The sequence below is a fragment of the Parvularcula dongshanensis genome (assembly GCF_014199615.1).
GTDB classification, from domain to species: Bacteria; Pseudomonadota; Alphaproteobacteria; order Caulobacterales; family Parvularculaceae; genus Parvularcula; species Parvularcula dongshanensis.
In genome coordinates this window covers 151467-164658 of sequence record NZ_JACHOB010000001.1, presented here as the reverse complement: position 1 = coordinate 164658, position 13192 = coordinate 151467, and the positions used below count along the sequence as shown (strand labels likewise).

The window sequence follows — 13192 nt, the reverse complement described above, 5'->3', positions numbered from 1 at the left end:
GCTATGCTGAACATCGAGAACCTGACCGTCGAGATCGAGGGGAACCCCATCCTCGATAGCCTGAGCCTCTCCGTCCCGGCGGGGGAGGTGCACGCCATCATGGGGCCGAACGGCTCCGGCAAGTCCACGCTGTCCTACACGGTGGCGGGGCGCCCGGGTTACGAGCCCGTCTCCGGCGACGTGACGCTCGACGGCGAGAGCCTGATCGGGCTCGAGCCCGACGAGCGCGCGGCTAAGGGCGTCTTCTTGTCCTTCCAGTCCCCGGTCGCGATCCCGGGCGTCGCGACGATGAACTTCCTCCGCACCGCGCTCAACGCGCAAAGGGCGGCGAGGGGAGAGGACGAAGTCAGCTCGGCAGACTTCCTCAAGGTCTTCCGCACCCACGCCCAGACGGTCGGCCTCACGCCCGACAAGCTCAAGCGCCCCTTCAACGACGGCTTCTCCGGCGGCGAGAAGAAGCGGATGGAGATGCTGCAGCTCGCCCTCTTCCAGCCGCGCTTCGCGATCATGGACGAGACGGACTCCGGCCTCGACATCGACGCCCTGCGCATGGTCGGCCGCGTCGTGAACGAGCTTAGAAGCCCCGATCGCGGCTTCCTCGTCATAACCCACTACCAGCGCCTCCTAGAGCACGTCCGCCCCGACCGCATCCACGTCCTCGCGGGCGGCAGAATCGTCCACTCCGGCGGGCCGGAACTCGCGGCGGAGCTCGAAGAGGGCGGCTACGAGCAGTTCACGGCGGAGGCGGCGTAGTGGTCGGCGCCCCCATCACCTACACCGCCTTCGAAGACCGCCTCTTCTCGGGACTGCCCGAGGGCGAGATCGCCGAGGCGCTGCGCTCGCGCGGGTTGCCGGGGCGGCGGACCGAGGCGTGGAAGTGGTCGGACCTGCGCGCCGCTCTGCGCGAGGAGCGCGCGGCGAGCGTCGCTTACGCAGGCTCTGACCCCGCCTCGCCGCTGGAGCCGGAAGGCGCGCTCGTCCTTTTCTGCCGCAACGGCGAGTGGGACCTGCCCGAGTTGCCGGACGGCGTGCGGGTCAGCCTCGACGCGCCCCGCCCGACCGTGCTGCCGGACGCCGACCTCGCCTCGCTAGCAACGACCGCGCGCGTGCTGACGATCGAGGTCGACGGGACCTTTGGTACCCCGATCCTGATCCGCAGGCTTTCGGACGGCAGCGGCACCCACGCCGACCGCGTCTCCCTGCGTGTCGCCCCGCATGGCCGCGCGACGCTCTACGAGACGCATGAGATCACCGGCGCCCCCTTCCCGAACAGCCTGACGGAGATCGTGCTGGGCGAGGGCGCGAGCCTTACCCGCCTCGTCGTCCAGCCGCCCGCCAGCGAGGCGGTGCTCGTCCACACGAGCCTTCTCGACGTCTGCGAAGATGCCGAGCTCAACCAGTCCGCGCTCACTCTCGGCGGCGCCCTCGTTCGGCACGAGAACCGCCTCGTGCAGCACACGGACAGCCGCGTGCGCCTGGACGCGCTCTACAAGCTGTCGGGCCAGCGCCACTGCGACACCACCACCCATGTGGACTACGCCGGCACGGGCGCTGAGACGCGGCAGCTTGTCAAGGGTGTGGCGCTGGATCGCGCGCGCGGCGTCTTCCAAGGCAAGTTCCACGTCGACAGGGGCGCGCAGAAGACCGACGCGCAGATGTCCCACCACGCGCTCCTCCTCTCCCAGGGCGCGAGCGTGAACGCCAAGCCCGAACTCGAGATCTACGCCGACGATGTCGAATGCGCCCACGGCAATACCGCCGGCGCGCTCGACCCCGAGGCGATGTTCTACCTTCGCCAGCGCGGCCTGTCGGAAGAGGCGGCGAGAGGCCTGCTCATCGACGCCTTCGCCGGCGAGGTCCTGGCGCGGGTCGGCGACGAGGGGATGCGGGCCCAGCTCGAACGGCTATTCCGAGAAGCGTCGAACTAAGGCTCGCGAAGGTGCAACAGGCGATGTTCTTGCAAATACTACGCATCCCCCTAGCCTATGCGGCAGCCGTTCTGGTTGCCTTAGTGACGTTCTGTTTCTTAATGGGGCCGTATTTCATTTTGCATGATCTGGTATGGTCAATATATAGCGGATCAACCCTCTCTATATCATCTGACGAATATTTAGATGTTGTTCTCATATTTACTGATGTGGAAGATCTGCATTCCATAGCTGTATTTGGGGAATATATCGCGGCGTCTGGTCTACTTGGCATTATAATCGTCGAGTTGATTGCTAGAAGTCCTAAATCAGTTCGATGGTACGCTATTTCGGGAATGATCACGGGGATAGCAGTTGGCATATTCTTTGGGTTTGTACTATTGCCGCTAACGGCTCCGGCGGGGGCAGCGGCGGGGTACGTTTACGGCCGCCTGCGATGGAACCGGACAAAGTTCGAACAAGGAGAGGTTCCTGTTTGATGGCCCGCTTCTACGACGCCCTGACGGATCAGCTGACGCGCTTCATCGAGGCGCAGCCCATGTTCTTCGTCGCGAGCGCGGCGCCTACCGGCCGCATCAACCTCTCCCCGAAGGGCATGGACAGCTTCCGCGTCCTCTCGCCGAACGAGGCTGCCTACCTCGACCTCTCGGGCAGCGGGGCGGAGACCGCGGCGCACCTTCGCGCGGACGGCCGCTTGACGGTGATGTTCAACAGCTTCGGCGACGCGCCCCTGATCCTCCGCCTCTACGGCCACGGTCGCTACGAGCAGAAAGGGTCCGCGTTCTACGAGGCGAACGCGCACCTTTTCCCGGACCTGCCCGGCGCCCGCGGCCTCGTGGTACTCGCGATCGACAGCGTGCAGACGAGCTGCGGCTATGCCGTGCCGCAGATGAGCCTGGACGAAGAGCGCGACACGCTTCTCCGCTGGTCAGAACGCAAGGGTGAGGCGGGCCTCGCCGCCTATCAGGCGGAGAACAACGCGGTCAGCATCGACGGGCTGCCGACGGGGCTGGTGGACGCATGACCTTCGACCCCCAAGCCTTCCGCGCCGAGTTCCCAATCCTCTCCCGCGAGGTCTACGGAAAACCGTTGCGCTACCTCGACAACGCCGCCTCCGTGCAGAAGCCGCGCGTTGTCGTGGACAAGCTCACCGAGCTGATGACGCACTCCTACGCCAACGTGCACCGGGGCCTCCACGCCCTGTCGAACGAGGCGACGACTGCCTATGAGCAGGCGCGGGAGTCGGCTCGGGCGTACCTGAACGCCGCGAGCCCCGACGAGGTGATCTTCACCGCGGGCGGCACGGACGGGTTCAACCTCGCAGGGAACGCCCTCGGCCAGCACGCGATCGGGGAGGGGGACGAGATCATCCTTACCGTGATGGAGCACCACTCCAACATCGTCCCCTGGCACTTCCTGCGCGAGCGCAAGGGCGCGGTCCTGAAGTGGCTCGATGTGGACGAGGACGGCAACGTCGACTTGGATGCCTACCGCGCGCTCTTCACGGACAGGACCCGCCTCGTCGCGGTCACGCACCAGTCCAACGTCCTCGGCGCCTACACGCCGCTCGGAGAGATGGCGCGGATCGCGCATGAGCACGACGCGCTGATCCTCGCGGATGGCTGCCAGGCGACCGTGCACGGACCGGTCGACGTCCAAGCGCTCGGTGTCGACCTCTACGTCGCGACGGGGCACAAGCTCTACGGTCCCTCAGGGATCGGCCTCCTCTACGGCCGCAAGGCGCTGCTCGACAGTCTGCCCCCCTTCAAGGGTGGCGGCGAGATGATCGACCAGGTGACGAAGGAGAACGTCACCTACAACGTCGCGCCGCACAGGTTCGAGGCGGGCACGCCGCCCATCCTTGAGGCCATCGGCCTCGGCACTGCGCTCGACTTCATCGCCGCCCAAGACGTCGAGGGGTTGCGCGCGCACGAAGACGCGCTGACCGGGCACGCCATAGAAGCGCTGTCCGCGCTGAACTTCGTCACCGTCTACGGACGGCAGGAGGGCAAGGGTCCAGTCGTCGCCTTCAACATCGACGGGGCGCACCCGCACGACGTGGCCACGATCCTCGACCGCCAGGGGGTCGCGGTGCGGGCGGGGCACCATTGCTGCCAGCCGCTGATGGAGCGCCTGGGCGTCAGCGCGACGGCGCGCGCGAGCTTCGCGGCCTACAACACGCACGAAGAGGTCGAGGCTTTGGCCGACGCCTGCCGCAAGGCGAAGGATCTTCTCGGTTAGAAGATCCGGCCGCGCTTCTTCTTGCGCTGGCGCTCCTCGTAGAGTTCCCGGTCCACCGCCGCCTGGTCGCAGCCGCGCGCGTCGGCCTGCCCCCTCAGATAGGCGCGCCGCGCGACGCCCTTCAGGTAGGCACGACGCAGCTCCCGCTCATGAGCGTTCACGCCGGAGGCGGCGCGGACGAGGTCGCGGAAGGGGATCTGGCTCGCCGCGCCCTTGCGCACGGCGTAGGTCGCGCCCGCCCCGACGGCATCGTCCGCCTTCTGACCGAGGCTTCGCTCGTCCTTCGGGAGCGGATCGTCCGCGTCCGGGCCGAGCGCCGCGTTGAGCTCGCGGACCTCGAAGAAGATCATGAAGCAGCTGTGCGGCGCTTCGAACGGGTAGGGGCCGTCGAGCCGGCGCAGCGCCTTCGGGATTCGCTCGCGTTTGATGTTGAGGTCTTCGAGCGGGACCGACGCCGCCACCGCCGCGCCCTGTGCGGTCTTCTTCACGGCGAAGGCCGTCGTCTTCGTCGTCGCCTTCACGGCGGTCGAGCAGGCGCAGAGCGCGCCGAGCGCGAGGAGGACGAGGAGGGGGCGGATCATGACCGGTACTTTAGCGGGGCCGGCAAGGCGGGACAAACCGCGCATCGCCGCAGCTCAGCGGCGGTCGGGCGCTGCGGGCGGGGGGCAGCCCCGCACCTCGCCGAGCCCCTTGAGGTAGGCCCGCCGGGCGATGCCGTTCTGATAGGCCTCGCGCACCATGCGGTCGTGCCGCGTAGCGCCGGTCGCGTAGCGGACGACCCCGCGGAACGGGATGATGTCCGAAGCGGTGTCGGCGATCACGTCGAGCGCGCTGTCGCCCGCCTTCTCGCCGAAGGTCGGATCTTCGCCCGCCGCCGGGTCGTCGGCGTCGGGGCCGAGCGCGGCGGTCAGGTCGCGGACATGCGCAGCGATCGCCTCGCAGCTGCCTGGGTCGCGTAGGGGATAGGGCCCGCGGAGCGCGCGGAGGACGACCGGAATCTCCTCGCGCTTGATGTTCACGTCCTCGAGCGGACTCGTGACCGCGTCGCCAAGCCCGTCGCCGGTCGTGTCCGCGGCGTCGCGGCTCGTGGCGCAGGCGGCAAGCGCGAGGAGGAGAAGGGCAAAACGGCGCATCCGAGCAAGTTAGCGCGTTCTAGAACGGATGCGCTTCACAACCCGTCGCATCTTCCTACAGCCCTGCCTGCGCCGCTTCGTACTCGGCTTTGAGCCGTGCAACGACGCTAGAGACGCTCTCGACCCTCTCGACCGCGCCAATGCCCTGGCCCATGCCCCAGATGTCGCGCCAAGCCTTGGCGCCGCTCTCGGTCGCCTCGAAGTTCATCTTGCTGGGGTCCGCCTCGGGCAGCGCCTCCGGGTCGAGGCCGGCCGCACGGATGGACGGCGCGTAGTAGTTGCCGTGAACCCCGGTGAAGTGGCTCGTGTAGACGATGTCCTCGGCGCGGCCCTCGACCACGCCCTGCTTGTAGTCGAGCGAGGCGTTGGCTTCTTCGGTCGCGATCAGGGCCGAGCCCATATAGGCCGCGTCCGCCCCCATCGCGCGCGCGGCGAGAACGCCCCCGCCCGTCGCGATCGCACCCGACAAGAGGATCGGTCCCTCGAACCATTGCCGCACCTCGGCGAGGAAGGCGAAGGGGGAGAGCTTGCCGGCGTGCCCGCCGGCGCCGGCCGCGACGAGGATGAGGCCGTCCGCCCCCTTCTCGACGGCCTTGTGGGCGTAGGCGTCGGTCGTGACGTCGTGGAAGCACATCCCGCCATAGGACTGGACAGCATCGAAGACCTCCGGCCTGGCGCCGAGGGAGGTGATGCAGAAGGGCACCTGGTGGCGGACCATGACGGTGAGATCGTGCTCCAGCCGCGCGTTGGAGCGGTGGACGATCTGGTTCACCGCGAAGGGTGTGCCGGCGACCCCCTCGATCTCGGCCAGCCACTCTTCCAACGCCTCCGCCGGCCGCGCGTTGAGCGCGGGGAAGGAACCCAGGATGCCCGCCTCGCGCTCGGCCTTCACCAGTGGCGGGCCAGAGACGATGAACATGGGCGCGGCGACCACGGGCAAAGCGAGGCCGTCCACGACCTCGCGGAACCGGGCGCGGGCGTCGCGCGGAGAGAGCTTCGGCATCGGACCTCCTGCTGGGCTGCGGCTAGGGTGCCCCCAAGAGCGCCGCAACGGAAGGCGGTACCAGAGGCCTTGCCAGAAGGAGGGCCGCGATCGCGCCTGCAAGGTAGGGACCGAACCGCACCTCGGTGCCGCCCTCGACGGACCGCCCTCGCGCCGCCTGCGCCCCGATGACGACGAGGGCGGAGAACGCCGCGAGGAGCACGATGAACGGCAGGCTGCCGGGGCCTAGCCAGGCGCCGCCCGCCGCCAGCAGCTTCGCGTCGCCGCGCCCCAGGCCTTCGCGTCCCCGGAGGGCACGGTAGGCTTCCTCGACGCCGCGAAGCGCGACGTAGCCGAGGGCCGCGCCGAAGATCGCCGCGCCAGGATCCAGACCGACGCCGGTCGCGCTGACGAGGAGGCCGAGCCACAGCGCTGGGCCCGTCAACGCGTCGGGCAGGTAGCCGGTCTCCGAATCGACTGCCGCCGCCGTCATCAGAAGGAGAAGCAGAGCGAGGACGAAGAACGCGAAGGGGACGGGGAAGAGAAGGCCGGCCGATAGGCCGGCCAAGCCACCGAGCGCTTCGAGCAGCAAGTAGCGCGGCGCGATCCGCGCGCCGCAGGCAGAACAGCGGCCGCGAAGCGCGAGGTAGCTCAAGACCGGGACGAGCTCGGCAGGGCCCAGCCCGTGCCCGCAAGAAGGACAGTGTGAGCCGGGCCAGGCGAGGTCGTACCGTCCGGTCGCGCGCTCCGGGCGATTCGCAAAGCCCCAGAGGACGGGCCCGCGATGCGCGACCACGTTCGCGAAGCTGCCGCCTAGAAGCCCGGCGAGGCCGAGGAGGGCGGCGATCAACATCGCGAGGCGAAGCTGTAGCCGTCAGGCATCATGAGACGCTCAACGTCAACGCCGACGCGGCCTTGCGGCGCGGCGCCGAGAACCACGACGCGTACGGAGTGCGCAAACCCATCAGTGCGTCCTCTCTGTGTCATCAACCCGTAATCCGTGCGTCACGAAAGCGTTGCCGATCCTGCTTAGCAGCCGCCGCAATCCGGGGCGTCCGCCCCGCGCAGGCCTATCACAGGACGGGGCTTCCATGATCAGCACTCCTCTTCGTTCTCTTCTCCTCGCCACCAGCGCCCTCGGCCTCCTGGCCGCCTGTTCTGGCAGCGGAGAGGTCGCCTCGTCGGGCTCCGCCGGCCCCGTGACCATCGGCGATGGTGGTGGCAATGGCGGCGGTGAGACCGGTCCCGACGTCTCCTTCGTTCCTGAAGGCTTTTCCTGCCCGACGGGTACGACCGCGTCGACCGTGACCTCCGGTTCGACCGAGGTCGAAGCCTGCGTGATCGCGCAGGGTACGGTGACGCAGGACCTCACTCTTCCGGGCACCGCCTCGGGCCAGCGCGTCGGCTACATCCTCGAGGGCGGCGTCTTCATCGGCGAGAACGTCATCGAGAACCCGAGCGGCGCGAGCGCCACTCTGACCGTCGGTGCGGGCGCGATCCTGATGGGCCGTTCGGGTTCGGACGCGCTCTTCATCACGCCTGGCTCGCGCATCGAGGTCGAGGGGACCGCCGCGCAGCCCGTCGTCATGACGTCGCTATCCGACGCGGCGGACGGCAGCGTCGACGACGGCTTGGTCGGCGGCAGCGCCTCGCAGAAGGCGGAATGGGGCGGCCTGGTCATCTCCGGTCTCGCCCCCATCAACGACTGCGACCTCGCAAGCGCCGCTCCCGGTTCGGCCGACTGCACCAAGACGGGTGAGGGCGGCTCGGGCAGCTTCGGCGGCGGGAACGCTACGGACGATTCTGGATCGCTCACCTACCTTCGTGTTCAGTATGCGGGCTTTGCCTTCAACGACGAGGACGAGCTCAACGGTATCGCCTTCCAAGGGGTCGGCTCCGGTACCGAAGTCTCCTACGTTCAGGTCCACAACGGCTTCGACGACGGCGTCGAGTTCTTCGGTGGCCGCGTGAACGTCGACCACCTCGTCATCACCGGGGCAGGCGACGACTCGATCGACTGGACTGATGGATGGCGCGGCGAGATGCAGTATGCCCTCGTCGTTCAGGATGATGTCCGTGCCAACCGCGGCATGGAAGGCGACAACCGCGGCAACGACGTCAACGTCGGCGAGGCGGAGGGCGTGCGTTCCTTCCCCGTCATCTCGAACTTCACCTTGTTCGGCTCGGCGCAAGGCGACGTTGCGGCACCCGAGGCCGATGACGGCATGAAGCTTCGTGCCGGTACGGACGGCCTCTTCGCCAACGGCATCGTCATCGGCTTCACCCAGGGCGTCGACTACGACAAGGACAACGACATCGAGGACGACAGCGGAAACGTCATCCGGACGGAGACCGCGTCCCAAGACCCCGCGCTCTATTCGATCTTCACGGCGGCCAACACAGCCGACCCCTTCGACGGTGACGCCGCGTCGCTCTTCAATGCTTCCGGCAACAACAACCAGTCCGCGAACGCTGAGACGGTGGACGGCGTGATCCCCGGAGCGGCCGAGCTGGCCGTGCCTGCGACCACAGTCGCGACGATCTCGGCGGCGAGCCGGACGGTCGGGCTCGACGACACCGACTACATCGGTGCGTTCGATCCGGACACTGAAAGCAACTCGAGCAACTGGACCACGGGATGGACGCTGAGCGGAACGATTCCCGGCGCGGCGGCCGCTGGCTGTCCGGCGGGAACCACGCTCTCGTCGACGCCGGTTCCGGCCGGCCGAACCGAGCAGCAGGTTTGCGACATGCCGAACGAGGTCCTGTTCGATCTGACACTCACCGCGGGCAGCCTCTACCGGCTGAACGGGCCGACCTTCGTCGGCACGGACGGCGGACCGGATCCCGAGGGGCCGCTCGCGACGAGCGCGGCGTCGGCGACCCTCACCGTCGACCCAGGCGTCACCGTGTTTGGCACATCCGGCGAGACGGCGATCATCGTGAATCGCGGCTCGCAACTCGTCGCCCGTGGTACGCGCGGTGCGCCGATCATCTTCACTAGCCAGCAGGATGCGCTCGGCACCGGCGCGCCCGGACGTCAGCAGTTCGGCGGTTTGGTGCTCAACGGTCGCGCTCGGATCAATGACTGCGACGAGGGCGAGAACACGCCTGGCACGGCCGAGTGCGTCAAGACGGGCGAGGGGGGCTCTGGCCTCTTCGGCGGCAACGACGACGAGGACAGCTCGGGTGCACTCGAGTACGTCGTCGTTCGCTATGCGGGCTTTCCTTTCAACGAGGAAGACGAGCTCAACGGCATCGCCTTCCAGGGCGTCGGGTCCGGTACCACCGTCTCCTACGTCCAGGTTGATCAAGGTTTCGACGACGGGGTTGAGTTCTTCGGCGGCACGGTCAACGTCGACCACCTCGTCATCACCGCGGCGGGCGACGACTCGATCGACTGGACGGACGGCTTCAGGGGCTCGGTGCAATACGCGCTCGTCGTTCAAGCCGACGATCTCGCGAACAACGGCATCGAAGCGGACAACCGTGGCAACGACACCAACGTTGGAGATGCCGAAGGCGTGCGCTCCTTCCCCACCATCGCGAACTTCACGATGTTCGGCTCCTCCGCGGGCGGGGCGGCTTCGCCGAACGCCGGGAACGGCATGCTGCTGCGCGCGGGTACAGATGGTATCCTCGCGAACGGCATCGTCACTGGTTTCGTCGACGGAATCAGCTTCGTCCGTCAGGAAACCGGAGAGGACGCTTCGACCGCCAACCCTGAGTTCTTCGCGCTCTATACCGACGAAAACACGGGTGCGGCGGTGGAAGCTCAAGCCGCGGGTCTGCCGACCGCGACCAACATCACGACCGGAACGACCGATGGCGACGATGGCCTCGACGGTTTCATCCCGACGAGTACGATCACGTCGATCATGACGCCGGTCGCGGTCTCGGACCTTACCGGCGCGAACGAGGCGGTCGAGGACGCGCTCTTCATCGGCGCCTTCGATCCTGCGACCGAGACCGATGCCAGCAACTGGGCCACCGGCTGGACGGTTAACCTCTCGACGGATCTTGCGAACGTCGCCGACCAATGAGCCGAACGGCGGGGCGCGCTTCTGCGCCCCGCTCACAAGAACGATCTGCCTGAGAAGGGCGAGCGGAGTAGATCATGATCGACTTTGACAGGCTTCTGCCTTCGGTGATGCTGGCCTTGGCGATGAGCGCGGCGAGCCCGGCCCTCGCGCCGGCCTACGCGCAAGACGCGGGCGTGGACGACGCCACCGAGGGCGAGGAGCAGGCAGGCGACGAGCCGGCCGAACCGCAGGACGCAGGCCCCATCGACGAGATCGTTGTGCGCGGCCAGTTCATTCCGGACGAGAAGCGCGCCACCTCCGAGATCACCTCGGTCCTCGACGCGGAGGACTTCGTCCGGGCGGGCGACAGCGACATCGCCGCCGCGCTCAGCCGCGTCACCGGCCTCTCCGTCAACGACGGACGCTTCATCATCGTCCGGGGGCTGAACGAGCGCTACTCCTCCGCGACGCTGAACGGCCTGCCGCTGCCCTCGACCGAGCCTCTTCGCCGCGCGGCGCCCCTCGACCTCTTCCCGACCTCGGTCATCCAGAGCTCGACGGTCGTGAAGACCTTCTCGCCCGAACTCTCGGGCGAGTTCGGCGGCGGCCTCGTACAGCTCGAGACCAAGTCCAGGCCGGACGAGGACTTCCTCGAGATCGGCATCAAGGGACGAGCGAACACCGAGACGACGCTCAAGCAAGGCTACTTCTACGAGGGCAGCGATTCGGACGTCTTCGGCTTCGACGACGGCCTGCGCGACCTCCCCGACGCGGCGGCACTGACCTTTACCGGCGATCCGCTAGGCCCGGACCAGCAGAACGCGGTCGATACCGCCTTCGAGCAGTACAAGACGCTTCTCATCACGCGCGACGACGTGCCCTTCGACGGCGGCGCGAGCCTTGCGGCCGGCAAGCGCTTCGACGGTCTGGGTCCGGTCGACGTCGGCACGGTCCTCTACCTCGGCTACGACAACGAGTGGGAGAACCGCGACGGCGTGCGCAACCGTCCGAACCTCGACGCGCAGCCGACCTCGAGTTTCTTCTCGACGCGTCAGAATATCACCCTGTCCGGCCTTTCCTCGACGGGGCTCGAGTTCGCGAACGGCGACGAGGTGACGCTGACCGGCATCTACGTGCGCAGCTCGCTCAAGCAGGCGGAGATCGAAGAAGGATCGAGCCGCGATACGCCCGACTTCCGGCAGGAGAGCACGGACTGGATCGAGCGCGAGCTGTGGCAGGCGCAGCTCGTCGGCGATCACGAGGTGGACTTCGGTCAGGGCCTCGGCGTCGCGTGGCGGGTCGCCTATGGCGAAGCGCTGAGGGACGCGCCCTACAACCGTCAGACCAACTTCTACGATAGAGGCGGCATCTACCGCTTCAGCGAGGGCGACGGCCAGAGCTACATTAACAACTCCTTCCTCCAGGACGAGAACTTCGCCGCCGCGCTCGACCTGTCGCTTCCGGTTGAGCTCGGCGCGGTTCCGCTCGTCCTCAAGGCGGGCGGCGGCTACACCGACTCGAGCCGCTCGACGCAGCGCCGCGACTTCGAGTTTCGCGGCGACTTCCCCGACGAGGTCCAGCTGAGCCGTCCGGACCTCATCTTCTCCGACCCGGTCATGGGCCTGTCGGGTCCGTTCCTGCTCCTGAACTCCTCGCGCGGCTTCCCCGACAACTTCGACGGCTCGCTCGAGGTCGCAAGCGCCTACGTTTCGGCCGAGGCCGAGTTCGGACCATACGTCCGCGCCTCGGGCGGCGTGCGCTTCGAGGATGGCAGCCAAGACGTCTCGACCTTCGTCACCGACGAGGAGAACTCGCTTCAGACCTTCCCCGCGATCGAAGAGGACTACTTCCTGCCGGCGGTGACGGTGACCTGGAACCCGCTCGACGACTTCCAGCTGCGCGGCGCCTACTCGAAGACGATCACCCGGCCGCAGTTCCGCGAGCTCGGTCCCTCGATCTTCATCGATCCGGATACGGACGTCGCTTTCTTCGGCAACCCCTACCTCGTCAACTCCGAGATCGACAACTTCGACCTTCGAGCTGAGTACTACTTCGGCACCGGCCAGTTCGTCACGGTCGGCCTCTTCTACAAGGACATTCAGAACCCGATCGAGGAGACGATCACGACGCAGGGCAACGTGTTCCGCACGACCTTCGTCAACGCGCCTTCGGCCGAGCTATGGGGCGTCGAGCTCGAGTTCGAGAAGACCTTCGACCTCTACGAGCTGACGGGCGGGTCGCCCTTCGGCGAGGGCAAGGAGATCGTCTTCAAGACGAACTACACCTATACGGATGCGCAGGTGTCGAACGACGGCGAGGTGACGGTCGCGCGGACATCCGGCCAAGGCATCACGCCCAACACGCGTGACGCAGCGAACAACATCCTCGACGAAAGCCCGCTGACAGGCCAGTCCGAACACCTCTTCAACTTCCAGCTGGGCGTGCGCACCGACAACGGCGCCTCGGCGACGATCCTAGCCAACTACGCCTCGGAGCGGACTTTGTTCCGCGGCCAGCTGACGAGCCAGGGCTTCGATCCGGCGGTCATGCAGAAACCCGGCCTGACGCTCGACGCGGTCATCAACCAGCCCTTCGAGTTCGCGGGCGGCAATTTCGACCTCACGCTCAAGGTCCAGAACGTCACCGAGCGGGACTACGACGCCTACTTCGAAGAGAGCGACCGTCTGGTTGGAAGCCCCGCCTTCCAGACCTATGACGTCGGCCGTCTCTACTATGCTGGTCTTCGCTACCAGTTCTAAGGCGAAACCGAGGCACAACCTTACGGGGCGCCGGGCGGACCGCTCGGCGCCCTATCGGTTCTTAAGCACCCTTTAACCTGCGCTTGCGAAACGGTTAATGGTAGGGCTCCCGAAAGGGGCCGCCTTT

The 13192-nt window shown here is 67.2% G+C and carries 11 protein-coding genes; 7 read left to right on the top strand and 4 right to left on the bottom strand.

The window, feature by feature from the left end; translation table 11 throughout:
• Positions 1–3 precede the first annotated feature (3 nt).
• Genes sufC through GGQ59_RS00665 form a run of 5 tightly spaced genes read left to right on the top strand, consistent with a single transcriptional unit; the run spans position 4 to position 4169 of the window.
• Entirely contained in the window at positions 4–753 is a 750-nt protein-coding gene (gene sufC / locus GGQ59_RS00685; protein WP_183816628.1) for a Fe-S cluster assembly ATPase SufC, read from the top strand.
• On the top strand, positions 753–1928 hold the full coding sequence (sufD, locus tag GGQ59_RS00680) for a Fe-S cluster assembly protein SufD (RefSeq protein WP_183814906.1): 1176 nt from the start codon (positions 753–755) through the stop codon (positions 1926–1928). Before sufC ends, sufD begins: the two co-directional genes overlap by 1 nt.
• Positions 1929–1939: 11 nt before the next feature.
• Positions 1940–2407 carry a hypothetical protein gene (locus tag GGQ59_RS00675; RefSeq protein WP_183814904.1) on the top strand — a complete coding sequence of 156 codons (468 nt, stop codon included), beginning with the start codon at positions 1940–1942 and terminating at the stop codon, positions 2405–2407.
• Positions 2407–2952 carry a pyridoxamine 5'-phosphate oxidase family protein gene (locus tag GGQ59_RS00670; RefSeq protein WP_183814902.1) on the top strand — a complete coding sequence of 182 codons (546 nt, stop codon included), beginning with the start codon at positions 2407–2409 and terminating at the stop codon, positions 2950–2952. Before GGQ59_RS00675 ends, GGQ59_RS00670 begins: the two co-directional genes overlap by 1 nt.
• Positions 2949–4169 carry a SufS family cysteine desulfurase gene (locus tag GGQ59_RS00665; protein ID WP_183814899.1) on the top strand — a complete coding sequence of 407 codons (1221 nt, stop codon included), beginning with the start codon at positions 2949–2951 and terminating at the stop codon, positions 4167–4169. The genes GGQ59_RS00670 and GGQ59_RS00665 overlap by 4 nt, the downstream gene beginning before the upstream one ends.
• On the opposite strand, the gene GGQ59_RS00660 is transcribed toward GGQ59_RS00665, so the two are convergent.
• The 4 genes from GGQ59_RS00660 to GGQ59_RS00645 are packed head-to-tail and all read right to left on the bottom strand — an operon-like array spanning position 4166 to position 7137.
• A complete protein-coding gene (locus GGQ59_RS00660; RefSeq protein WP_183814882.1) occupies positions 4166–4750 on the bottom strand; it encodes a hypothetical protein in 585 nt (194 codons plus the stop codon). The two genes, GGQ59_RS00665 and GGQ59_RS00660, sit on opposite strands and share 4 nt — an antisense overlap.
• 54 nt (positions 4751–4804) lie before the next feature.
• Positions 4805–5302 carry a hypothetical protein gene (locus GGQ59_RS00655; protein WP_183814880.1) on the bottom strand — a complete coding sequence of 166 codons (498 nt, stop codon included), beginning with the start codon at positions 5300–5302 and terminating at the stop codon, positions 4805–4807.
• A 55-nt stretch (positions 5303–5357) separates the two neighbouring features.
• Positions 5358–6305, bottom strand: coding sequence for an NAD(P)H-dependent flavin oxidoreductase (locus GGQ59_RS00650; RefSeq protein ID WP_183814878.1), 948 nt, complete (start codon positions 6303–6305; stop codon positions 5358–5360).
• A gap of 22 nt (positions 6306–6327) precedes the next feature.
• Positions 6328–7137, bottom strand: coding sequence for a prepilin peptidase (locus GGQ59_RS00645; protein ID WP_183814876.1), 810 nt, complete (start codon positions 7135–7137; stop codon positions 6328–6330).
• Positions 7138–7375: 238 nt separating this feature from the next.
• Here GGQ59_RS00645 and GGQ59_RS00640 point away from each other — a divergent pair, with 238 nt between their 5' ends.
• Together GGQ59_RS00640 and GGQ59_RS00635 are read left to right on the top strand one after the other, a co-directional pair.
• Positions 7376–10327 (top strand): hypothetical protein, encoded by a 2952-nt coding sequence (locus tag GGQ59_RS00640; RefSeq protein WP_183814874.1) that lies wholly within the window; start codon positions 7376–7378, stop codon positions 10325–10327.
• A 74-nt stretch (positions 10328–10401) separates the two neighbouring features.
• Positions 10402–13065, top strand: coding sequence for a TonB-dependent receptor domain-containing protein (locus GGQ59_RS00635; protein WP_183814872.1), 2664 nt, complete (start codon positions 10402–10404; stop codon positions 13063–13065).
• Positions 13066–13192: the final 127 nt, after the last annotated feature.